The sequence below is a fragment of the Paenarthrobacter sp. 2TAF44 genome, assembly GCF_052114885.1.
Taxonomy (GTDB): domain Bacteria; phylum Actinomycetota; class Actinomycetes; order Actinomycetales; family Micrococcaceae; genus Arthrobacter.
Map to the genome: position 1 here is coordinate 1 of NZ_JBFRFP010000033.1, position 20638 is coordinate 20638.

Consider the following 20638-nt stretch of genomic DNA (forward strand, 5'->3'; position numbering starts at 1 on the left):
ATCACCGATCACCGCGAACAAGGTCCTGAACAACCTGACCGCCCTCACCTCGGCCAAAACCGACTACCTCAAGGTCACCACCGCGTTCCCCACCACGGCCAACGACACCTTCCAAGGCGCCACCAGCACCATCGCCTTCGCCTTCACCGGCACCCAACGCACCGAAACCATCAAGTAGCACCAGCCCTGTAACACCGGAGCAAACATCACCACCTCAAGCATCACCACCTCAAGCATCACCACCTTAAGCATCACCACAGAGCCCCGCCGGGCCTGGTCGGGCGCCCCCCTGCCCGATCAGGTCCGCCGGTATTTCCTGAGCCAGACTTGAGGCTTTCCGGCAGGAAACCTGAGCCAGATAGCCCAGACTCGAACAGAAGATCACCAACACAGGAAGGAACGCCAGGACCATGAGCGCACTGACCAGCATCAGCGGAGCCGCCCTCAAGGGCCGGCGTTCAGCCGCAAAGCTTGCAAAGACGTCTATGACTTTAACCACCGCCAGGGTGAAGCAGCCCACAGCGGCACCCGCGACAACCGCCGTCGAGACCCCCGCCGTCGAGGCCCCCGCCAAAGCCGTCGGGACCCCCGCGAAAGCCGCCGCGATTCCAGCCAATACCGCCGCGGCCCCGGGTGCGTTCCGCCGTATCGCTGCTAAGACGATGAAATTCCTCGGTTTCACCGTGCTGGCCGTGGCGGCCTTGGTTTTCCTCTTGCTGGCGATCGGTCCGCGAATCCTGGGCTACCAAACCTCCACGATGCTGACAGGGTCGATGGCGCCGTTGATCAACCCGGGCGACGTCGTCGTGACCGTTCCGACGCCGATCGTCGACCTCAAGGTGGGCGACATCATCACCTACCACATCCCCGTTGAAGACCAGCGGGTGGAGACTCATCGCATCACTGAGATAACCGCTACAGCCGATGGCAGCGTAGCCGTCCAGACCAAGGGCGACGCGAATAATGGCATCGATCCATGGATCGCCACCCTGCAGGGCAAAACGGTGGATAAGCAGATCGCAACCATCCCCTACGTCGGGAATGCCATTCGTGCCCTCCGTGAACCGCTCGTCCTGAACATCCTGATGTATGGAGCGCCCGGGATCTTGGTCATCGGGATGCTCGCCTCCATCTGGAGTAAGGACCCCAACAAGTCGACGTTGGAAGACGCCGCGCAGCCACAAGCAGCCAGCCATGACTGACGAGGCAGACGGTCAGGTTCCGGCTCTGGAACCGTGCAGGTTGCAGGCCCTGGCCGATGAAATGGGAGACCCCACCCCGGCGTTGCGTTTCCTCTCCACTTACCTTTCGATGTTGCCTGGCAGACTACTGAGGATCTCCAACGGCCTCTGCCAACACGACGCCGATGCCAGCATGGATGCTGTGCTGAGCCTCAAGATCTCCTCGGCAATGGTGGGCGCGCTTGAGACTGAGGACCAGTGCAAGGCCATCGAGTCGATGATCCGCGAGGAACACTTCGACTACGCCGTCCAGGCACTTCCGGCGCTCCGGCAATACACCGATCGCTGTTACGCGGCTAGACCGCAGCTGTTGGGCAAGGCCCGCGAGTCACTTCACCCGCAGCCCGGAAAGTTGGAGGGCCAGCGGAGCACTTAGCGTCGTACCGGCGGTTACCGTTCTCCCGCTGGCACGGGCTCAGGACTTTTGACCTGATGAGGCACCAGGAGCAGTGCTGCGACAGCCAAGAGTCCCGCTGCGGCGAACACGTAGAAGCCGGCGGGATAGGCAATGTTTGCGGCCACCAGTGTTCCAGTCACGGCAGGACCAACGATCGCACCAAGGCGTCCGACGCCGGCAGCGAACCCGAGTGCCGTTCCCCGGAGTCGCGCCGGAAACAGCTGACTGACCCATGCGTAGACCAGAACCTGCGAGCTGAAGACGAAGACGCCGGTGACAAACACCGCGGCGTTCAGCAGGAACTCACTCTGGATCTTCACGCTGAGCACGGCCAGGAACACTGCTGAAAGCCCGAACCACAGCAGCACTATCTTCTTGGTTCCATGCCGGTCGGCAAGAATTCCGGCCAACACCAGCCCAGCCACGGCGCCGAGGTTGAGGACCAGCAGCAGCGTCAGGCCTGTGCTCACGGTATAACCGGCAGCTGCCATCAACTGCGGCAACCATGTGTTCAAGCCATAAACCAGCAACAAACCCATGAACGACGCGATGCCAATGCCCACGGCCACCAGCGGATACGGCTTTTGCAGGAGGTCGCGGAACCCGGTCTTTTGCTTGCCGCCAGTGGAAGGCACGACGCCGGGTGCCGCCTTTGTCGTTTCGTCCACCTTGACGGGGGCTGCTTCGGGGAGCGACTCCGGCAGTCTCGCCCACAGGAATGGAAGGAGCGCCAGCCCTGCGATGCCGCCAATGATAAACATGAGGCGCCAGTTGGGGACCACGAGGATGGCCAGGAACGCTGTCGCAACAGCGCCTACGTGATAGCCGGTCATGGTCCGCGTGGTCGACTTTCCGGCTGATCCTGCCGGTGCGTAGTCGTTCATGTACGCGAGGGCGGCGGGAAGGCAAGCGCCGAGCCCAAGGCCTGCCAGAAGGCGCAGGATCGAGAAGACCGCCACGTTGGGCGCGAAAGCGACGCCGATCGTGAAGAGTGAGAAGCCCGCTACACAGGCGATCAAGAGCTTCCGTCGGCCGAACTTATCGGACAGCGGAGCGATAAACAGTGCGCCGAGTCCCACGCCTACCAAGGAGATAGTTGCAGCGAAGGTAGCTCCAACGGCGTCAAAGCCTATGTCGCCGGTCTTGATGAGCGTTGGAATCACCGTCCCCAGGACCACCAGGTCGAAGCCGTCCAAGACCATGGCTAGCCAGCAAAGCCAGACTGGCCATTGGGAGCGGCGGGCAGATGGCATCGTTGGCATAGTGTCCTCGGGAGTTCGTCTTGAGAGTGGATGTGGCCAGCAGAACGGCCGGTCAGTTATGAGAGTTGTATCACCGACGGGAGTAACCTGAAGCACGTTCTACCATTGAATGGAAGACGTGCACTGACGTTTGGTAGAAGAGGCGTCTGACATAGGAACAGCAGCAAGGAGCGCATCGTGGCCAACTCAGCATCTGGCGACTCCGTGGTGGATCGCGTAGTTCGGGTGATTGAGGCCTTCCCCGAAGGCGCCACCTCGCTGCAACTGAGCGAACTCGCCGACAGGTCAGGCCTCCCGTTGTCGTCCGCCCACCGGTTGGTCCGGCAACTCTCCGAGCATGGCTTGCTGGAACTTGGTGCTGGCGGGAACGTTCGGCTCGGGCTCCGATTGTGGGAACTCGTCAACAGAAATTCGCCCACGCTCGCACTCCGCCAAGCGGCCATGCCCTTCATGGAGGATATTCAGCAAGTCTTGAACCAGAACGTAAACCTCGCAGTGCTTGAGGGCTGGGAGGCGCTGTTCGTGGAGCGACTTTCGCGTCGTGGCTCCGTTGCCAACCGAGCCCGCGTGGCCGGTCGCATGCCGGTCCACATTTCCTCCGCCGGCCTGGCGCTGATGGCACACCAGTCCCGGGAATTGCAGGCGGAGTACCTCGAGCAATTCCACGACCCGGCCGGAAAGGTAACTTCCGACGTCGTACGGCACCTGTTGGCGGAGGCCGCGCAGCTGGGCTATGCGCAGTTGGCTGGCGTCGTCGATCCGGACACCTGGGGTATCGCGGTGCCGGTGATGAACGGCAAGCGGCGCACTGTAGCGGCCCTTGGCGTGGTGGTGCCCCTGGCTGAGATGCGGCTGCAGGCCCTCGTTCCGGCGCTACAGACCGCTGCCCGGGGCATAGGCAGACAACTTAGGGATTGATATGGGTTTCCGTTGAACGGAATCCATGTAACGTCGGTCACCCGGCACGCGCCACACTGATTCCAGGCTCATCCCGTCCCAGCGGGACCGCAACGAAGCGAGGAACACCATGGCACGCACTACCGTTACTACTCAAGTCGCCATCATGGGCGCAGGACCGGCCGGGCTCATGCTCTCCCACTTGCTGGCCAAGCAAGGCATCGAATCCGTGGTGGTGGAGGTCCGAAGCCGCGAACAGATCCATCAAACTGTTCGCGCAGGCATTCTGGAACATGGCACTGTCAACCTGCTGGTGGACTCCGGCGTCTCAGACCGGGTGCTGCGCGAAGGTGACCGGCACGATGGCATCGAGCTGCGATTCAACGGCGAAAGTCACCGTATCAACTTCAAAGAGTTGGTTGGTGAGTCCGTATGGTTGTACCCGCAAACGGACGTTTTCGCCGACCTCGCCGCACGGCGCGAGGCCGACGGTGGCGACGTTCGGTACAGCGTCACGGACACCACTGTTCACGATCTCGAGGGTCAGCCGAAAGTCTGGTTCACTGACTCGGAGGGCCACGAGTTCGAGATTCAGGCCGACTTCCTCGTTGGCGCTGACGGGTCCCGCAGCCACTGCCGCTTCCAGATCCCCGAAGCCAACCGGAAGTGGTTCTTCCACGAATACCCGTTCGCTTGGTTCGGTATCCTGGCCCAGGCTCCGCGCAGCTCTGACGAACTGATCTATGCAAACTCCGAGCACGGTTTTGCCTTGATCAGCCAGAGAACCGAGACAGTACAGCGCATGTACTTCCAGTGCGACCCCAAGGAAAACGTGGCCGACTGGGACGATGAACGCATCTGGTCCGAATTGCGCAAACGTGTAAACGGCAACGGCTTTGAGCTCAACGAAGGCCCTGTCCTGGAAAAGATGGTCCTGCCGTTCCGAAGCTTCGTTCACACTCCGATGCGCCACGGCAATCTTTTCCTTGCCGGCGATGCCGCACACACCGTCCCGCCCACCGGCGCCAAGGGCCTTAACCTCGCGATACACGACGTGAAGGTGTTGTTCGAAGGCTTGGACTCCTTCTACTCCACCGGTTCCACCGCACTGCTGGATTCCTACAGCGACCGCGCCCTGGACCGTGTGTGGAAGGCCCAGCATTTCTCTTACTGGATGACCTCCATGCTGCATACCGTTCCCGGCGCAGGCGACTTCGACCGTGCACGTCAGCTGGGCGAGCTGCATTCCGTGGTCTCGTCCGAGCACGCCAAGGCGTACTTGGCAGAGTCATACACGGGCTGGCCGACGTCGCGGTAAGGCTTCGTCGCGGCTGAGTTTAGGGCCGCGGCTCAGCTTACGTCCGGGGCTTAGTTTACGAGCGCTCGACGGCGCGCTGTCACTTCGGTCTGTCGCCTTCGGCTGTGAGCTTTTGGCGTCAGTTAGATAGCCACTGCTGTTTTAGCCAGGCAGCCGGGGCGCAATTGAATGCGACACACTCTTATGTTCTGAGGGGTGTGTGGTGGTGGTTGCGTCGTGGTGTTTGGTGGGGGTCGATGTGTGGTGGTGGGGTGAACCAGGGCACGCCGGTGGTCATGTCGATCCGCCATTGTTCCTTGTGGATGACGTGGTGGTGGTGGCTGCAGAGAAGCGTGCCATTCTCGGTGGAGGTGGTGCCGCCGTGTGACCAGTAGGTGATGTGGTGGGCTTCGCACCAGGGGGCGGGCATGGTGCAGTCGGGGAACGCGCAGCCACCGTCCCGGGCGGTGATGGCTTTGCGGATGTGGGGTGGGAAGATCCGGGTGGTGCGGCCGATGTCCAGGACGCGGGAGTCGCTGCCGAGCAGGACGGGGAGGATGTCGGCGTCGCAGGCGATTTTGCGGATGGTGTTCGGGTGCATCGGGCCGACGAAGGTCGCGGTACCGGAGCTGATCCGGGAGTGTTGCGCGCCAGCTCCGGTGGTGGCTGCGCCGGGCGGGGTGGTGGCTGCCGTGCCGGGCGGGGTGGTGGCTGCCGCGCCGGTTGTGGTGGTGTTGGCCGCGCCGTTGAGTTGTTGGAAGAGGTCGCGCACGTTGATGGTGGTCGTGACTTGGGGGCGGAGTCCGCCGTTTGCTGGCAGTTTCCCGGTGGTCATGGCGACCGCGCAGGCTCCGACGAGTCCGTCGAGGAGTTTCATGGGCCGGGAACGCCGGTCCAGGTCCGGGCCCGCTGGTTTGTTCCGGGTGTCGTTATTCCCGCCGCCGCTCCCGTCACCGCTCTCGTCGCCTTCGCCGGTGGCATTGTTCGTCCCGCCGCCCTCGCCATTGATGTTGCTGTCTCCGGTGGTGAGTCGGGGGTTGGTGGCGACGTTCATGGCGGTGGTGAGGGTTTCGTATTGTTCGGCGGTGGCGAAGATTTCGATGTGGTGCAGCCCGTGGCGGCGTCGGCGACGGAAGAACGCGCCTTGGAGTTGGCGGAGAACTTCCTCGGACGGTTCGGGACCGTCTTGGTCGATCGAATCGACCCAGCGTTTGGCCATTTTGGTGACGAAGTCCGGGTCGGATTCAATGGCTGTGACGGTGAGGGCGTGTTCCATCCGGGTGAGGGTGTCGTCATCGGTGAGCTGCCGGACATTTTCCAGTGCGCTGCTGATGATGGTCGCGGACCGGGTGGGTATCTGTGTGGTTTCGAGGGCTTGGGCGAGGATTTCGCGGCGGGGCGGGATGTGTTGCCCGGCGATTCCGGTCCGGGGGAGGACTTCGGCGGCCAGGGCGAGGCGGCGGTTGGCTTCGCTTTTGCTGATCCGCAGGCTCGCGCGGAGGAATTCCGCGGCGTTCCGGTAGCCATCATCGGCCACCGCAGCAGCGTCCGCCGCAGTAACAACTACTGCCGAAACCACAACACCTGGCCCCGCAGCAGTAGCGGATCCTTCAGGAGCATCGGATCCAGCAACAGCCCCGGCTGAGTCCGAGCCGGTGGTTCCGGGGTCTGTCCACCCTGTCTGCCATCCCGTGCCAGCGACGGATGAGGGCCGTGACTGCTGGGCTTGCGTGCGGGTCCGCTCTACGGCGTGCGCCGCGACAACCTGCAGGTACTCCACGGTACGGGCAATCTCCTCCACCCGCCCGGCGAATCCCGCGGCCTCGGTGAACCCGAACGCCAGCGCACCGGCCACAGTGGCGGAACGCAGAGATTCCAACGCCTGAGCGCTTTCAGCCAGCGCATCCCCAAGTGCCAGCGTACGGTCAAGCCCGCGGGAAACGCTAGGCCCAGGCAAATCCTCAAGCCCCTTGGAACCATCAAGCCCAGGGGAAACGCTCAGCCCCGAGGAAAGAGACTCGACGTCAGGGCCAACTTTAGGCTCGACGCCATCAGGGTCAGAGAAGGGCCCTGGTTCAATGCCGCGAAGCAGCCAAATGCCCCTGGGGTTGTCCGAATCGGTGACTACCGCCGTCGGGCTTTCATGGGCCGCCAGCTCGTTGGCAGGAACGGTGTGGCTTGCTCGGGGAACTCTTCGGGGGCGCAAAGTGGCACCAGACATCGCTGCCCGTCGCGCCACAATCTCCCCAATGCTTGCCATGAATAAACCCTCTCACCAGGGTCTGACATTTTTAGGACCCAGAGCCGCTGGCCGCGGTGCACAAGATTTCCAACCGTCTCGATGGATCAACCATGTGTCCTGAGCCAGACATTTTTGCCCCACGGATTGGCGTGGGCCCGGTTTCAGATTGCCCCTGCAATATCAATAGACTGACCCGGCCCGGACATGTGCAGTTCAGCACGGACCGAGCGCTTTCTGAAACCGAATTGGGGACCCATATTTTGACCACTACAGCACCAAAAGTCACCGTTGTCGTACCGACTTACAATGAACGGGAGAATCTTCCGCTACTGACGTCCCAGCTTGATTCACTGGGCATTCCGAATCTCCACGTGCTCATTGTCGATGACAGTTCCCCAGATGGAACAGGGGAGGTCGCAGACAGGTTGGCAAAGAAATCGAACGGCGCCGTTTCCGTGCTGCATCGGGCTGAAAAGGATGGTTTGGGCCGAGCGTACGTGGCTGGGATGACCCGGGCGTTGGCACAAGATGCAGAAATTGTCATCCAAATGGACGCTGATTTATCCCATCCGGTGGCAGCAATCCCAGCCATGATTGACAAGATTCTGAAGGAGAATGCCGACGTTGTTATCGGCTCGCGTTATATTGCCGGGGGCTCTACGGCGTCGGAATGGCCCTGGCACCGAAAGGCCCTCTCCGCTTGGGCCAACTTCTACGTGAGTGTGATCTTGGGGTTGAAAGTGAAGGACTGCACGGCTGGGTATAAAGCCTGGAGTGCTTTAGCCCTCGGCCTTATTGACGTCTCAACGATCAAGAGTGATGGCTATTCCTTCCAAGTCGAGATGAACTACAGGGCCGCTCAGCGGGCCCTCGAGATCACCGAGGTGCCCATTCATTTTGAAGAACGCATGGAGGGGGCTTCCAAAATGAATCTCCGGGAGCAGCTTGAATCTGCGCTGACACCATGGAAGCTTCGCCTGAAACGTGATAGTCGCGTTCTAGTGCCCAAGGGCTAGGAGGCTGCTGAATAAGCGGGTGGTTGGGGCGGGCGGAACGCCACCAATGGCCGTCTAGCGGCGTGTTCTGGTCAGCACCCTTGGGTGCGACAACGGGGTCGTTCCGCCCGCTTACCCTTATTCTGCCTCAGATCCCGGGCTTCATCCAGCGATTTTTTGTCGATGGCCCCGTCGGACGGTGCCTGCGGTTGGATAGGAACAGTCTTAACCACCAGCCCCACGAGTCCAGCCGACGCACCCCACGGCGCGACTAATTCAGTAGCCTCCTGGCGGCCAGCTCCCCGCGCTACCGAGCTCCGTACAACGCCGCCTCAAGCAGCCGGTCAAAGCTGGCAGTTCCACTGCTCACCGGAGCAACCGTGATGATTGCAAGGAGCTTCTCGGAGCCATCTTCCTTGGCACTGGCGACCCTTTTGACGTGCAGCCGCAAACCCGGAACCCCGTTGATCAGCAGTGAAACCTGTTCGCCGCTCTTGATCAATTTCCGTAGCTGCTTTGTGGAGACCTTGTCGTCGGAGCTTCCGGTTAGCTCCGCGAGGGTGTCGTTGATCCGTTTTGCCAAGCCGCGCATCAGGCTCCTCTGGGCGGCGACGGTCGGAATGGTGAGGATCGCAGCGAACACGGCTGTGAATATCGCCGCGGGGATGAAGCTTCTCAGGGCAGCCATGAAGATCATCAGTACCAGCCATAGGATCACAGCAAGAATGCTGAAAGTGACAAATTTGATGATGGGTTTGTCGCCGGGTTTCCTCATCCAGCGCACGATTTCAACAGCGTCGGGCGTGTTCTCCATGGTCAGGATTCCTTCACTTCCAGGAGTGCTTCGGCCAGAATTACTGCCTCGCGTGCTTCCTTAAGATCATTCCGCAATCCCAGATCGGGGACCTTCGCGGCGCCACCGCCGGTACCAGCAAGTTCATAGAGGGCCTTGCTCAGGTTTTCGCGGTCCTGTGACAACCTACGGGACGTATCCAGTTTGGCTCTGCTGACTTCAAGCTCCCGGACCGACCGGCCGATGGCGTCGAGTCGCCCTTGCATGAGTGACAGTTTCTTTGTAAGTCGCAGAACCTGTGCACTGTGCATTGACTCCATCTGAACAGCAGTTCGTTGGAGCTCATTGAGGGCCGCCGACGTCTGCGGCTCGCCGGAATGACGGGCTAGTTCCTCATTGACGCGGACCAATCTCCGTTCCCAACCGCGAAGGGCCCGTTGATATCGTCCCAAGAGCAGCGAGACCGCAGTCAACGCCTTGTCCAAGGCCCTCGCCCGGGTGCTCAGGCTTGTGGTCGCCGCATCCAGCCGAGCAAGGAACGCGGCGTAATTGTCCGGGGGAGGGACCTTGTTGTGGGGGTCCATGAGTCACCTGCGCCCGATGCCGTTGCAACCAGGTTTGGTTCGGTTCAACGCTCCCCAAACGCCCATGTCAAGAGAATAGAGGGTCCCCGCCCGTTGGCATAGGGCCCGTATTCACAGCCAGCGGTCAGTATTGACCCTTGATCACGAAGTACGAACCCCGGATCACCCCTGCCAGCTTGGATTTCTGGCGGGCGAACTTGAAGCGCGATTCCAGTTCTTCCGGAACGTCCATGCCGTCAGTGAGTTTGAAACCGACCGCCCGCTTCCCGCCGTCCTCGATGCTGTACATGACGTTGATGGACAGCCCTGACTCGTAGAACACGTAATCCATGCGCAAACCGTCCACTTCGAAGGCCGTCGCCTCCAAAGGGCGGGACTCGATGACGATGTCCCGCTCTTCCTTCAGGATCCGGCTTACCCGATCTACTACTTCAGGGACTTCACTGGCGGGGCTCACGGTGAAGTCGTGGTCGTATTTGTTCTTGTAGTAACGGGCCTCGTTGGCGCGCAACCCTGCGAGCGCCTCGGCAACCGGAGAAGACTCCAGGCCCTCGGTGGAAACGTTCTTGAAGTCAACGATGTACGGCAATTGCTCTCCTCGTCAGATGTCTTGGGACCAACCCTAACGTCCCACACTGACACCGCGCCGTACTTGGGCAAGGAATTTGGGTGAGGGAAACGCACGACGGCGGGAGGTCGCCGTCGTGCGTTTGTCGAAGCAGGTATCGGGAGGGACTCCCTCCTGATACCCCTTTGGCCTAGCGTGGAGCCTATGGATAATCGAGCGGAGGTCCGCGAATTTCTGATCTCTCGGCGTGCCCAGGTGGCCCCTGAGCAGGTTGGACTGCCCGCCGGCACGAACCGGCGTGTGAAGGGTTTGCGGCGAAGTGAAGTAGCCACACTTGCCGGTTTGAGCGTGGAGTATTACACGCGCCTCGAGCGTGGCGCGATCAGCGGAGCTTCCCCGCAGGTGCTTGAGAGTATCGCCAGGGCGTTGTGCCTGGACGACGCCGAGCGGGCCCACTTATTCGACCTCGCCCACGCGGCCAGTCCGGTGGCCCGGCCGCCGCGCCGCCGCAACTCCAGGTCCTATGTTCCGCATCAGAGCCTGCAATGGGCGCTGGATGCTGTCACCGCTGGTCCGGCGTTCGTTCGCAATGGCCGGATGGATCTGCTGGCGGTCAATCCCTTGGCCCGGGCCTTCTATAAGGACTGCTATGACATGCCAGGCCAACCACCGAACATCGCGCGCTTCACGTTCTTGGATGAACGCGCTCATGATTTCTATCCTGATTGGGATGCGTTCGCCGAGGTGACCGTGTCAATCCTGCGGACCGAAGCCGGTCGCGATCCCCACAACAAGGAACTTCATGACCTCATCGGTGAGTTGGGTACCCGCAGCGATGAGTTCCGGAAACGCTGGGGTGCGCACAACGTCCGCCATCATGGGACGGGTTTCAAGACGTTCAATCACCCCGTTGTGGGCGAGCTGACGCTTGCTTTTGAAGGGTTGGAGATGGCCGCTGAGCCCGGCTTGACCCTGACGATCTACAGTGCGGAACCGGGATCGGCTTCGGCGGAGCGACTGCAGTTGCTCGCCTCGTGGGCTGCCAGCGAGTACGGCACCACAGCTCAAACTGAGCCTGAGAGGGCTGCCTCGGACGGCTGAGGTGACCGTTCTTTCCGCCACAGAATGGTGAGCGGGAGAAAATACAGTGCCGCTATGCAGGTACCCACCAGCACCGGACCCGTGGCGCCGAGCGCCGACTCAAGTGCGAAGCCTGCGATCCACGAGCCCACTGCGGTGCCGAGGTTGAACGAGGACGTGCTGAGGGCCGAGGCGAGCGTGGGTGCATGGTGCGCATAACCGACGGCTTTGCCTATGAGGATCGGGTTGGTTGCCATGCCGAACAGGCCCAGCAAGAAGATCAGGATCACCGTCAGCACGGCGTTGCGAGAGAGCAAGCAGAGAGCGCCGAGCACTAGAAACGTCATCGCTGCCGATACAAACAGCGCCGTGAATGGGCGGTGCGCGCCAAAATGGCCACCGAGGTTGGAACCGACGAACGCTCCCACTCCATATCCCACGAGCACCAGCGGAACTGCTGCTGCCCCCATGCCGGTGTTCTGTGTCAGGAGCGGAGAGATGAAGCTGTAGGCGGCTAGGGAGGATCCGCACACGATTGCGCAACCTGCAAGCACAAGCCAGACCCGCGCGTCACGCATGCTCGCGATCTCGGCCCGGACTGAGGGGATGGGGCCAGAAGAAGGTTCGACGCCGACCAAACGGTAAACAACAATTGCCGCCGCGAGTGCCAGGACGGTGAGGATCCAGAATGGACCCCGCCAACCGATCGACTGGCCGGCAAACGCCCCCAACGGAACGCCGATCACGTTGGCGAGCATGCCGCCGCCCAGGACCACCCCCAACGCGCGGGAGGCTGAAGCGGCACCGGCCGCCTTCGCACCCACGACGGCGGCGACGGCCCAGAACGCGCCAGTGGCCAGAGCCGTCAGGAACCGGGCACCGAGTATCACTGCGAAGTCGGTGGTGAGCGCGACGATGACGTGCCCGACGGCGAAAACCACTAACGCGAGACTGAGCGTGACGCGTCGCGGCATCTTGAGGGTGAGGATCGACATGGTGGGCGTTCCAACGATCATGCCAACCGCGAAGACGGTAATCATCAGCCCGGCATTTCCTACCGTGATACCCAGATCCTGGGCGATCTCTGGAAGGATCCCTGCCACCACGAATTCTGTGGTGCCCAGGAGGAACACGCCCGCAGCCAGCACGTAGGCAACAAGCGGCAGGCGACGGGTTGATGGTGCGCCCGAAGTATCAGTGGTCATGGTTCCAGACCATCACAGGCGCCGGGCCTGAGGGAGTCCCGGTTGTTGGGGGTTCTCGGAGGGACTCTTTTCGGCAGCCAGGAAAATGTGCGCTAGTCCGGTATCTCCATCTGGAACCCACACTCATCGCAATGCAGTACACGCGTGTTCAAGTAGGTCTCAAGTTCGGGATCGGCCCGGCCTGTGGCGCCTGATGAAAGCAGGTGGAGTTTCCCGGGGCCCGTGTGCATAGGCACCCCACAGTGGAGACGGTGGCGTCCGAATTGCAGAACGCCCAGGGGTTCATCCGAGCGGATCAGGACATCGGCGACGTCGGCCACTTCCGCTGCATGGGACCGCGAGAATCCGCAAGCTTGGCAACGATACTCCACGTGGATCAACCCGCCGGGAGATCCGGGGGCTTTACCGCGGGTTTGGATGAGTTCGATGGTTTCGATGAGGAGGTGCTCATCCGTTCCGCACTGATCGCAGAAGGGCTCGGAAGGCAAGGGGGAGAGCGGAAAAGGAGGGTGGGCTGATTGCGCAGGCATGATCATCCTGTGACAAGTGGAGACCGGATACCTTGGGCACAAGTACGATTTCTCCGCTTTGAGCCTAGACGCCGCGGGCTCTGGGTGACAAGGGTTCGGGGTGAAAACGCCCGACGGCGGGAGGTCGCCGTCGGGCGTTTATCCAGCCACTGGTCCTACCGCAGAAGCCCACGCGATGGGACGATTTCCTTATGGGCGATGAAGAGAAGAAGAGCCCCGGCGTGCCCGAGGGCGCAGGGTCAGAGGAACGCGATCAGTGGCAGGATACCGACGCTGGATCTCCGACCACACAACAGATGAGGACTATCGGCCAGCGTCGGCGGGAGGCCGAGCGCAAGCTGGATCAACATTTGGAGGAAGCCAAGCACAAGGCTGAAGCCGCGGATCCGGACGATCAAAAGACGGAATCGTAACTGCAGCCTTTTCAGCGGCTGGGTTCGGGGCGCTTTCTTGGCGCCGGATGATCGGTGCCCGGGCCGCTTTCGGAGATGGCCTGTTGTGGGAGCTGGTCGGTACCTTGTTCCGGGTGTTTCGGGCTGCGCAACGGCGTGTCGCTGCCGTGGGCTTCGCCGTGATGGAGTTGCAGGGCGCAGTGGATCAGGGGAAAGTGGCTGAACGCCTGGGGAGTATTGCCGAGTTGGCGCTGGGTTCTGGGATCCCATTCCTCGCTGAGCAGCCCGACATCGTTACGGAGCGTCAGTAGCCGCTCGAACAACGCCGTTGCCTGGCCGGTATGGCCAATGCCGAGTAGCGCATCCACCAGCCAGAACGAGCACGCAAGGAAGACTCCCTCTTCGCCGGGCAGGCCGTCGTGGCCTGACTCGGTTCGGTAGCGCAGTACCAGGCCGTCCTCGGTCAGGCCTTCCTGAATGGCTTTCACCGTTCCCGCAACGCGTGGGTGGCGGTGCCCCAGGAAGCCAACGCGGGGGATCAAGAGCAGGCTGGCGTCCAATTCCTTGCTGCCGTAGGACTGTACAAAGCTGTTGAGCTCTTCATCGAAACCGCGGGTCATAACCTCCGAGTGGATTTGCCTGCGCAGCGCCGCCCAGCGGTCCGCGGGACCGGGCAACCCCGAGGTTCTTACGGCCTTGACCATGCGATCTGCAGCTACCCATGCCATGACTTTGGAATGCGTGAAATGCCTGCGGGGGCCTCGCATCTCCCACAGCCCGTTGTCCGGCTGGTCCCAAGCCCCTTCCAGGTACTCCATCAACGCCACTTGGATGTCCCAAGATGTATCAACGGTGCCCGGCGGGGAAGCTGCCCTGGTCAGCGAGAGCCCGTCCAACACCTCACCCCAAACGTCTAATTGCAGCTGGGGGGCGGCGGCATTCCCGGTGCGGACCGGCATGGAATTTTCGTAGCCCGAAAGCCACGGAATCTCGGCCTCCGGCAATCTGCGGGCACCGTCCAAGCCATAAACGATTTGCAGCTCCGAAGGATCGCCCGCCACAGCACGGAGCAGCCATTCCCGCCAAGCTGCCGCTTCTTCCGTGTATCCGGCGGCAAGCAACGACTGCAGGGTCAGTGTTGCATCCCGCAGCCAGCAATAGCGGTAGTCCCAATTACGGGAACCGCCCAGTTGCTCGGGAAGGGACGTTGTAGCAGCCGCAACGATGCCTCCCGTCGGGGCATATGTCAGGGCCTTGAGGGTGATGAGGGATCGCTCCACCGGATCCTTGTACTTGCCCTCCATCTCGCTTCGGTCAATCCACTCGCGCCAGAAGGTTTCTGTGGCGTGAAATGCTTTGGCGGCGTCGATACGCCGGGGCTCCGGCTCGTGGCTTGGTGCCCAGCGAAGCACGAACGGGATGCGTTCCCCGGCCCGCACTGTGAACTCACTGATCGTGCGCCTGTCCTGGCCCTTGAGCGGAGCGGGCGTGGTGAGATAGGCGGAGTCGGGCCCTGCCACGGCGCTGATTCCGTGCTTGTTGCGACGTACCCACGGCACCACGCGACCGTAGTCGAAACGGAGAATCAATTCCCCGCGCATGGCCACCTCGCCGGACAGGCCCTCCACGATCCGAACGAGATCTACAGCGTCATCCCGGACGGGCATGAAGTCGGTGACACGGACTGCGCCGCCGTCCACTTCCCATTCCGTTTCCAGGATCAGGGTGTCCGGACGGTAGCGGCGCCGGGTGCAGTTTCCACTGTTCCGGGCCCCTGCATCTGCCGGCGCGAGGAGCCACCGACCAGCTTCAGGGGTATGCAACAAGGCGGCGAAGCAGGCGGGGGAGTCAAAACGGGGCAGGCACATCCAGTCGATGGATCCATCGCGGGCCACCAAGGCGGCCGTGTTCAAGTCCCCGATGATTGCATAGTCCTCAATTCTGGCCATGGCATCAGATCCTTAAATCGGACGGCGTCTCGAGTATGTCCTGACCGTACCCTTTTGCCTTACGCACCTCAACGGCTGGGGAGGTCATTCGCCTGCTGCGCCGGCATCGTCCATCAATCGGCCGAGGCCGTCAAGAATCAGGTTCAGTCCAAAGTCGAATTCGTCGCCGAAGTCGTAGCCGGGTTTGAGGACATGCTCGACGGCGATCTCCACCATCCGCGGGTACTCCCCGGTTGAGAATCGCTCCATGATGGGGGCGGTGATTTCGGCCGCAGTATCCCGGCCTTCAAACGGCAAGGCTGCCTCCTGGAGGGCGAAACCGTAGATGTAACTGTCCAGCGCTGCGTACGCGTGGGCGGTCAGTTGGATGGAAAATCCTGCTTCCCGCAAGGTGGCGAGCGTCGCCTCGTGGTGTCGGAGTGTTGCAGGGCCAGGGGAGGAGCGGCTTTCCAGCAGCCCCACCGCCCACGGATGCCGGGTAAGGGCGGCGCGCATGGCGTGTGCCCGATCGTGCATTTCCTCCCGCCAGTTCCCGGACGGGGAGGGCAACTCAACTTCGCTGAAGACCATGTCCACGATGCCGTCCAGGATCTCGTCCTTGTTGGCCACGTAGTAGTACAGGGACATCGGCTTGGTGCCCATGCTTTGCGCGAGTGAGCGGATGGTCAGCGCCGATATCCCCGACTCGTCCGCGAGTTCCACGGCGCATGCGAGAACCCTTTCGCGGCTGAGCGGAAGGCGCTCCGGGCTTGCGGGGGGCACTGGATCTCCTCTGGGTGTTCCATTTTAGTACATTGTACGGTAGCGTTATTAGTACAGCGTACGAAAAGTAGCTGAAGCCCTGAAAGGAACGGCCATGACCACTGGTCAGCAAGCCAAGGAAACGTCATCATCCAACGCAGCGCCCACCTCGGAAGACACCATGCGGGCCGTAGTGCAGGATGCCTACGGCTCGGCCGACGTCCTTCGTTTGACGCGGATCCCCAAGCCGGAGATAGCGGGCGATGAGGTGCTGGTGCGTGTCCATTCTGCGGGTCTGGACCGCGGGACCTGGCACATCATGACTGGGAAGCCTTACGCCCTGCGTCTGGCCTTTGGGTTCCGAGGACCCAAGAATCCGGTACCTGGGCTCGATCTCGCCGGGACGGTCGAGGCCGTGGGACCGGAGGTAACCCGCTTCGCCGTTGGCAACCACGTCTTCGGCGTGGGCAAGGGTTCCTTCGCTCAGTACGCCGTAGCCGGGGAAGACCACCTCGCCCTCAAGCCTGCCGGCATCAGCTTCGAACAAGCAGCAGTGGTTCCCGTTTCAGCCTGTACCGCCCTCCAGGCGCTTCGTGCAGGTGGTATTGCAGGTGGGGTAGAAATGGGGACACCAGCAGCGCAAACCGCGACGGGCCTCAAAGTGCTGATCACCGGTGCGTCCGGCGGAGTTGGCGGATACGCCGTGCAGTTCGCCAAAGCCGCGGGTGCTGAAGTTACCGGGGTCTGCAGTGACGGCAAGATGGGCCATGTGCTGTCCCTCGGTGCCGACCACGTGATCGATTACGCCAAACAGGACTTCGCCGACGGGTCTAGGCGTTATGACGTGATCATCGATCTCGCGGGAAACCCCAGCCTGAAACGCCTTCGCCGCGCGCTCACCCACAGCGGAACGGCAGTTCTTACTGGTGGTGAGGAGGGTGGACCGCTAACTGGTGGCATGGACAGGCAGTTCCGGGCATTGGCACTGTCCCCCTTCATCAGTCAAAAGCTGACCATGATTGTTGGCACGGAGCGTTCGGAGGACCTTGACTACCTCGCCAAGCTCCTTCAGGCCGGAACCATCGTCCCGGCCATCGATCGAAGCTATCCCCTTCATCAGGTTCCCGAAGCCATGCGGTACTTCGACGCCGGTAAAACCCGCGGAAAGATTGCCATCACCATGTGACTTTCCCGTCAGCAACGAACGTTGTCCGTGAGCCGGTCACAACGCACGACGGCGGTAGGTCGCCGTCGTGCGTTTGCGTGAAGTCTGGAATCAACGCGGCCCGCATGCTACGACTGTTCCGGGGAGCGAACCCGGCGAGTCCAAGGAGCAAATCATGGCTGAAGAAAAGCCTGTCCTCGTGGTTGGTGCCACCGGCTACCTTGGCAGTCAGGTGGTTGATGCACTGCTTAAACGCGGCAAGAGCGTCCGGGCGCTTGTCCGGGCAAAATCCAACGCCGGCAAGCTCGAAGCCAAGGGTGTCGAAATTGTCCGGGGCGACATGCTTGACGTGGCGTCCTTGATCCATGCGATGACAGGTGTGGCCGGCGTCATTTCGACGGCCGCCGGATATACGCGGAACGACAAGAACGCCAATGCGATCGATACCTTTGGGTACAGCAACCTGGCTGTCGCCGCCCAACAAACGGGCGTTCCCAGGTTCGTTCTCATCAGCATCCTCACCTGTGATCTGACGCCCCAAGTTCCGCACTTTTGGCACAAGAAGCAGGCCGAGGATACGTTCGAACAGCTGGGCGTCCCTTTCGTTGCGCTTCGTCCCGGTGCGTTCTTCGACCAGACCGCAGGGATGGGCGGTGATCCTCTGGCGAAGGGGCGCGTCATGTGGATCGGTTCGAAGGACACCCCGCTGACCTTCGTCCTCACGAGCGACCTCGCGGGTTACCTGGCGGATGCCGTGGATGTGGAGATAGTTAATGGCGAACGCATCGACATCGGCTGGACCCGGCCCGTCAGCATGTCAGAAGCGGCGGGTCTCCTGTCCAAGCATGGCGAGGCGGACGGCAAGGACATCAAGATCATGGCCGTTCCGACGCCGGTGCTCAAGGGCTTGGGCAAAGTCACCTCGCGCTTTGCCCCACTGGTAAGCGATATGGCCAGCATGTCGGCGTGGTTCGAGACGGGCCGATACGTTGCCAACACCAGCCGGCAAGCTGAAGTTTTTGGTCCGCCGCCCACTCCCGAGGACGCCATCGCGCGGTTCGCAGCGGGCTTCGGGCACTGACCAGCGGCCACTCCGAGCACGCGTGGTAGGCGAACAATGACGGGCACAATCTTTCGCGCCCCGCAAATTGGGAAGTATGCTTACGATATCGACGCAGTTCCGTGATCACCCGTTCGCGGCCCGGTCGGAAGTGAGAGGAGCACGACATGAGAATAGGTTCTTCCATAGCACTGATCGCCATTGGAGCGATTCTGGCCTTTGCGCTTGCCCCCGGACTCATCCCCTTCGTGGACCAAGTCCTGATCGGCTACATCCTCATGGCTGTAGGCGTATTGGGCCTGATTATTTCCATCATCATGGCAGGCCGCACGCGGCGTACTGACCATGTCGTGGAGCGGCGTGATGCTCCAGAGACCATCATCGACCGGCGCCCGCGTCCCGAAGTTTAGCTCTCTCTAAAGCAAGAAAAACGCACGACGGCGGGAGGTCGCCGTCGTGCGTTTTTCTTGCGTCCAGTCCGGGCCGAAAAGCTCTGACGGAGGGCCGCCGTCGTTCCCCTCAGGTCAGTGGTGTTTCCCAGGCGAATCCGTCAGGATCGGTAAAGGTGCCTGCATCACCGCTGATGAGGAGCCGGTGAGAGCCGGTGCCGTCAGGTGACACGCCGGCGGTCTTGGCCAGCGCCCCGCGTTTGTTGAGCGTCAGCTTGACGGGACCGGTATCAAACTCCACGTACCGGCTGCCGAAACTCTTGGCCATGGTGAGGCCTCGGTCGAGATAGAACTGTTTGCTGGCAGCCACATCCGCGACTCCCAGTTGGAGCACTATCGCATCGATCTGCAGATCGGCCGGGCCAGTGTCTTTCTTTGACGAGGATGCGACTGTCCAGATCGTGCCGTCCGGAGCTTGGACTGCTCCGCCGTACCCCCACAGGGATTTGGCGGCTGGCTTGATGACAGTCGCGCCGGCGTCGCGGGCGTTGCCGATAAGACTGTTTACGGTGGCCGGCTGGGAGACGACAAGCGACATCGTAAATCCGCGAAAGCCCGTGGTCGGCGCCTCGGATGAACGTACCTGAACCCTGCTGCCCATGCTGAAAACATCATTGTAGAAGGCCTCCGCCACCTGAATGGCGGGAGCGACCTCGATAATTACAGATTCGATGGCTGCCATGTCAGTCATCCTAGTGAAGAACCAGTGGTCACGGCTGAACACCACGTAGGCTGCTGACATGGAGAAGTCATTCGACGTAGAACTCGTAAATCAGGATGAGTACTTGGTGCGCTGGGCATCCGAAGGGCAGACCGGGGAATCCGTCTTCCGGATCACCCCTGAATTCCTGTCCGAGGCCGGGCTGGACGGCCAGGACGGGCAGTTCATTACTGAAGAGACGGCCAACTTTCTGGCCGAGCACCAACCCGTGATCGACTTCCCCCAGACCATGGACCTGGAGGAGATTGCCGCAGCTTACCCCGACTTCGCACAACAACTGCGGAGCCGGCTTGAGGCACGCTGACCTAACCCACTGACTCGTCCACGGGGAGGTCGTACTGCAGATGCCCGCGGTGCACCCTCACTCGGGCCGTAGGGACGTGGGGGACCAGCTTGGCTCCTGGCATGAGATGACTGACGGGCAGTGAGTCCAGCAGAACGCAATGATCTGCGATGAGACGGCGATGGCAGCGCCACCAGAGCGTTTCGCTGCACATGATGGCGGTCTTTTGGTCAGCCGCATCCGCCAAAAGCTGACTCAGGGCTGCGGTGAACTCAGCTGTGTTCTTCCGAAGTGAGGGTATTTCCGTCTTCCCGGGCCAATCCGAACGTCCACTAACGACGCCACGCCAGCCGCCTGCAAAAGGTCCACAAAGTCGGCCTGGGGTGTGGCGCCGTGCCCAACAGTCAGCAGTTTCTGCTCGTTCGGCATCGGCTTGCTCAGCATTGGAACTGGACGTCAAACTCTTCCGGCTTCCGTCCGCTCGAGGCCGTTGCGGCGTCGAGCACGGCCTGGGCCGCCTTTTCCAGCCGGGAAACGTGAAGCACCAGCCCGGGGATTTGCACCACGCGAAGTTCAAACCAGCCGTCCGTGGCCAGCGTTACTCTCGCGGTCAGGGTGATTGCGTTGGCCCGGCAGGCTTCGGTCGTCACTAGTCGGGAGCCAACAAGTGTGAGAGCCAAGCTGACCTCCAGGGCAGCGGAGCGAAAGGCGCCAGCTGCTTGACTCACTTGAGCATACAGAAACTGGCATGTGGAATATCAATAACATTCGCGGAGTTTCCGGGTTG

Annotated in this window: 23 protein-coding genes; 11 read left to right on the forward strand and 12 right to left on the reverse strand. The window is 61.6% G+C overall.

Going from position 1 to position 20638, the window contains the following annotated elements:
• The first annotated feature begins 410 nt into the window (after positions 1-410).
• Positions 411-1202, forward strand: coding sequence for a signal peptidase I (locus AB4Z15_RS22400; protein WP_442019009.1), 792 nt, complete (start codon positions 411-413; stop codon positions 1200-1202).
• On the forward strand, positions 1195-1617 hold the full coding sequence (locus tag AB4Z15_RS22405) for an Hpt domain-containing protein (RefSeq protein ID WP_442019010.1): 423 nt from the start codon (positions 1195-1197) through the stop codon (positions 1615-1617). The genes AB4Z15_RS22400 and AB4Z15_RS22405 overlap by 8 nt, the downstream gene beginning before the upstream one ends.
• Positions 1618-1631: 14 nt before the next feature.
• Here AB4Z15_RS22405 and AB4Z15_RS22410 read toward each other — a convergent pair whose 3' ends face one another.
• A complete protein-coding gene (locus AB4Z15_RS22410; protein ID WP_442019011.1) occupies positions 1632-2900 on the reverse strand; it encodes an MFS transporter in 1269 nt (422 codons plus the stop codon).
• Between the two features lie 177 nt (positions 2901-3077).
• Between AB4Z15_RS22410 and AB4Z15_RS22415 the strand changes: the two genes are divergently transcribed.
• Both AB4Z15_RS22415 and AB4Z15_RS22420 read left to right on the forward strand, forming a co-directional pair.
• Positions 3078-3818: an IclR family transcriptional regulator gene (locus AB4Z15_RS22415; RefSeq protein ID WP_442019012.1), complete on the forward strand. Its 741-nt coding sequence runs from the start codon at positions 3078-3080 to the stop codon at positions 3816-3818.
• 109 nt (positions 3819-3927) lie between these two features.
• Entirely contained in the window at positions 3928-5115 is a 1188-nt protein-coding gene (locus AB4Z15_RS22420; protein WP_442019013.1) for a 4-hydroxybenzoate 3-monooxygenase, read from the forward strand.
• A 181-nt stretch (positions 5116-5296) separates the two neighbouring features.
• Here AB4Z15_RS22420 and AB4Z15_RS22425 read toward each other — a convergent pair whose 3' ends face one another.
• On the reverse strand, positions 5297-7354 hold the full coding sequence (locus AB4Z15_RS22425; protein WP_442019014.1) for a DUF222 domain-containing protein: 2058 nt from the start codon (positions 7352-7354) through the stop codon (positions 5297-5299).
• A 242-nt stretch (positions 7355-7596) separates the two neighbouring features.
• Here AB4Z15_RS22425 and AB4Z15_RS22430 point away from each other — a divergent pair, with 242 nt between their 5' ends.
• Positions 7597-8352, forward strand: coding sequence for a polyprenol monophosphomannose synthase (locus tag AB4Z15_RS22430; protein ID WP_442019015.1), 756 nt, complete (start codon positions 7597-7599; stop codon positions 8350-8352).
• 286 nt (positions 8353-8638) lie between these two features.
• Here the strand turns inward: AB4Z15_RS22430 and AB4Z15_RS22435 are convergent, their stop codons facing one another.
• The 3 genes from AB4Z15_RS22435 to AB4Z15_RS22445 all read right to left on the reverse strand — a co-directional run bounded on the left by AB4Z15_RS22435 (position 8639) and on the right by AB4Z15_RS22445 (position 10297).
• Entirely contained in the window at positions 8639-9145 is a 507-nt protein-coding gene (locus tag AB4Z15_RS22435; protein ID WP_442019016.1) for a hypothetical protein, read from the reverse strand.
• Positions 9146-9147: 2 nt separating this feature from the next.
• Positions 9148-9708, reverse strand: a complete 561-nt coding sequence (locus AB4Z15_RS22440) for a hypothetical protein (protein WP_442019017.1) — start codon at positions 9706-9708, stop codon at positions 9148-9150.
• A gap of 124 nt (positions 9709-9832) precedes the next feature.
• On the reverse strand, positions 9833-10297 hold the full coding sequence (locus tag AB4Z15_RS22445) for a phage tail protein (protein ID WP_442019018.1): 465 nt from the start codon (positions 10295-10297) through the stop codon (positions 9833-9835).
• A 183-nt stretch (positions 10298-10480) separates the two neighbouring features.
• Here AB4Z15_RS22445 and AB4Z15_RS22450 point away from each other — a divergent pair, with 183 nt between their 5' ends.
• Positions 10481-11377, forward strand: coding sequence for a helix-turn-helix transcriptional regulator (locus AB4Z15_RS22450; protein WP_442019019.1), 897 nt, complete (start codon positions 10481-10483; stop codon positions 11375-11377).
• On the opposite strand, the gene AB4Z15_RS22455 is transcribed toward AB4Z15_RS22450, so the two are convergent.
• Both AB4Z15_RS22455 and AB4Z15_RS22460 read right to left on the reverse strand, forming a co-directional pair.
• A complete protein-coding gene (locus AB4Z15_RS22455; protein WP_442019020.1) occupies positions 11341-12561 on the reverse strand; it encodes an MFS transporter in 1221 nt (406 codons plus the stop codon). The genes AB4Z15_RS22450 and AB4Z15_RS22455 overlap by 37 nt on opposite strands.
• A 92-nt stretch (positions 12562-12653) precedes the next feature.
• Positions 12654-13091, reverse strand: coding sequence for a hypothetical protein (locus AB4Z15_RS22460; RefSeq protein ID WP_442019021.1), 438 nt, complete (start codon positions 13089-13091; stop codon positions 12654-12656).
• 191 nt (positions 13092-13282) lie between these two features.
• On the opposite strand from AB4Z15_RS22460, the gene AB4Z15_RS22465 reads away from it, so the two are divergent.
• A complete protein-coding gene (locus AB4Z15_RS22465) occupies positions 13283-13504 on the forward strand; it encodes a hypothetical protein (protein ID WP_442004358.1) in 222 nt (73 codons plus the stop codon).
• Positions 13505-13515: 11 nt separating this feature from the next.
• Here the strand turns inward: AB4Z15_RS22465 and AB4Z15_RS22470 are convergent, their stop codons facing one another.
• Positions 13516-15432, reverse strand: a complete 1917-nt coding sequence (locus AB4Z15_RS22470; protein ID WP_442019022.1) for a glycoside hydrolase family 15 protein — start codon at positions 15430-15432, stop codon at positions 13516-13518.
• Positions 15433-15516: 84 nt separating this feature from the next.
• Positions 15517-16194 (reverse strand): TetR/AcrR family transcriptional regulator C-terminal domain-containing protein, encoded by a 678-nt coding sequence (locus tag AB4Z15_RS22475; protein WP_442019023.1) that lies wholly within the window; start codon positions 16192-16194, stop codon positions 15517-15519.
• Positions 16195-16288: 94 nt separating this feature from the next.
• Between AB4Z15_RS22475 and AB4Z15_RS22480 the strand changes: the two genes are divergently transcribed.
• From AB4Z15_RS22480 to AB4Z15_RS22490, 3 genes are all read left to right on the forward strand, one after another.
• Positions 16289-17359, forward strand: coding sequence for an NAD(P)-dependent alcohol dehydrogenase (locus tag AB4Z15_RS22480; protein ID WP_442019024.1), 1071 nt, complete (start codon positions 16289-16291; stop codon positions 17357-17359).
• A 154-nt stretch (positions 17360-17513) separates the two neighbouring features.
• Positions 17514-18419 carry an SDR family oxidoreductase gene (locus AB4Z15_RS22485; protein WP_442019025.1) on the forward strand — a complete coding sequence of 302 codons (906 nt, stop codon included), beginning with the start codon at positions 17514-17516 and terminating at the stop codon, positions 18417-18419.
• 146 nt (positions 18420-18565) lie between these two features.
• Positions 18566-18808, forward strand: coding sequence for a DUF6458 family protein (locus AB4Z15_RS22490; RefSeq protein ID WP_431117140.1), 243 nt, complete (start codon positions 18566-18568; stop codon positions 18806-18808).
• Positions 18809-18917: 109 nt separating this feature from the next.
• Here AB4Z15_RS22490 and AB4Z15_RS22495 read toward each other — a convergent pair whose 3' ends face one another.
• Positions 18918-19589: a glyoxalase gene (locus AB4Z15_RS22495; RefSeq protein ID WP_442019026.1), complete on the reverse strand. Its 672-nt coding sequence runs from the start codon at positions 19587-19589 to the stop codon at positions 18918-18920.
• Here AB4Z15_RS22495 and AB4Z15_RS22500 point away from each other — a divergent pair.
• A complete protein-coding gene (locus tag AB4Z15_RS22500) occupies positions 19588-19872 on the forward strand; it encodes a hypothetical protein (RefSeq protein WP_442004364.1) in 285 nt (94 codons plus the stop codon). The genes AB4Z15_RS22495 and AB4Z15_RS22500 overlap by 2 nt on opposite strands.
• 1 nt (position 19873) lies before the next feature.
• Here the strand turns inward: AB4Z15_RS22500 and AB4Z15_RS22505 are convergent, their stop codons facing one another.
• Positions 19874-20311, reverse strand: coding sequence for a DUF488 family protein (locus AB4Z15_RS22505; RefSeq protein ID WP_442019027.1), 438 nt, complete (start codon positions 20309-20311; stop codon positions 19874-19876).
• A complete protein-coding gene (locus AB4Z15_RS22510; protein ID WP_442004365.1) occupies positions 20289-20579 on the reverse strand; it encodes a hypothetical protein in 291 nt (96 codons plus the stop codon). The genes AB4Z15_RS22505 and AB4Z15_RS22510 overlap by 23 nt, the downstream gene beginning before the upstream one ends.
• Positions 20580-20638: the final 59 nt, after the last annotated feature.

Excerpts from the sequence above, each read along its gene's own strand:
- AB4Z15_RS22500 (WP_442004364.1), top strand. The coding sequence starts at position 19,588 with ATGGAGAAGTCATTCGACGTAGAACTCGTAAATCAGGATGAGTACTTG.
- AB4Z15_RS22420 (WP_442019013.1), top strand. The coding sequence starts at position 3,928 with ATGGCACGCACTACCGTTACTACTCAAGTCGCCATCATGGGCGCAGGA.
- AB4Z15_RS22435 (WP_442019016.1), bottom strand. The coding sequence starts at position 9,145 with ATGGAGAACACGCCCGACGCTGTTGAAATCGTGCGCTGGATGAGGAAA.
- AB4Z15_RS22425 (WP_442019014.1), bottom strand. The coding sequence starts at position 7,354 with ATGGCAAGCATTGGGGAGATTGTGGCGCGACGGGCAGCGATGTCTGGT.
- AB4Z15_RS22440 (WP_442019017.1), bottom strand. The coding sequence starts at position 9,708 with ATGGACCCCCACAACAAGGTCCCTCCCCCGGACAATTACGCCGCGTTC.
- AB4Z15_RS22465 (WP_442004358.1), top strand. The coding sequence starts at position 13,283 with ATGGGCGATGAAGAGAAGAAGAGCCCCGGCGTGCCCGAGGGCGCAGGG.
- AB4Z15_RS22495 (WP_442019026.1), bottom strand. The coding sequence starts at position 19,589 with ATGTCAGCAGCCTACGTGGTGTTCAGCCGTGACCACTGGTTCTTCACT.
- AB4Z15_RS22450 (WP_442019019.1), top strand. The coding sequence starts at position 10,481 with ATGGATAATCGAGCGGAGGTCCGCGAATTTCTGATCTCTCGGCGTGCC.
- AB4Z15_RS22400 (WP_442019009.1), top strand. The coding sequence starts at position 411 with ATGAGCGCACTGACCAGCATCAGCGGAGCCGCCCTCAAGGGCCGGCGT.
- AB4Z15_RS22485 (WP_442019025.1), top strand. The coding sequence starts at position 17,514 with ATGGCTGAAGAAAAGCCTGTCCTCGTGGTTGGTGCCACCGGCTACCTT.
- AB4Z15_RS22470 (WP_442019022.1), bottom strand. The coding sequence starts at position 15,432 with ATGGCCAGAATTGAGGACTATGCAATCATCGGGGACTTGAACACGGCC.
- AB4Z15_RS22455 (WP_442019020.1), bottom strand. The coding sequence starts at position 12,561 with ATGACCACTGATACTTCGGGCGCACCATCAACCCGTCGCCTGCCGCTT.
- AB4Z15_RS22460 (WP_442019021.1), bottom strand. The coding sequence starts at position 13,091 with ATGCCTGCGCAATCAGCCCACCCTCCTTTTCCGCTCTCCCCCTTGCCT.
- AB4Z15_RS22405 (WP_442019010.1), top strand. The coding sequence starts at position 1,195 with ATGACTGACGAGGCAGACGGTCAGGTTCCGGCTCTGGAACCGTGCAGG.
- AB4Z15_RS22480 (WP_442019024.1), top strand. The coding sequence starts at position 16,289 with ATGACCACTGGTCAGCAAGCCAAGGAAACGTCATCATCCAACGCAGCG.
- AB4Z15_RS22490 (WP_431117140.1), top strand. The coding sequence starts at position 18,566 with ATGAGAATAGGTTCTTCCATAGCACTGATCGCCATTGGAGCGATTCTG.
- AB4Z15_RS22410 (WP_442019011.1), bottom strand. The coding sequence starts at position 2,900 with ATGCCAACGATGCCATCTGCCCGCCGCTCCCAATGGCCAGTCTGGCTT.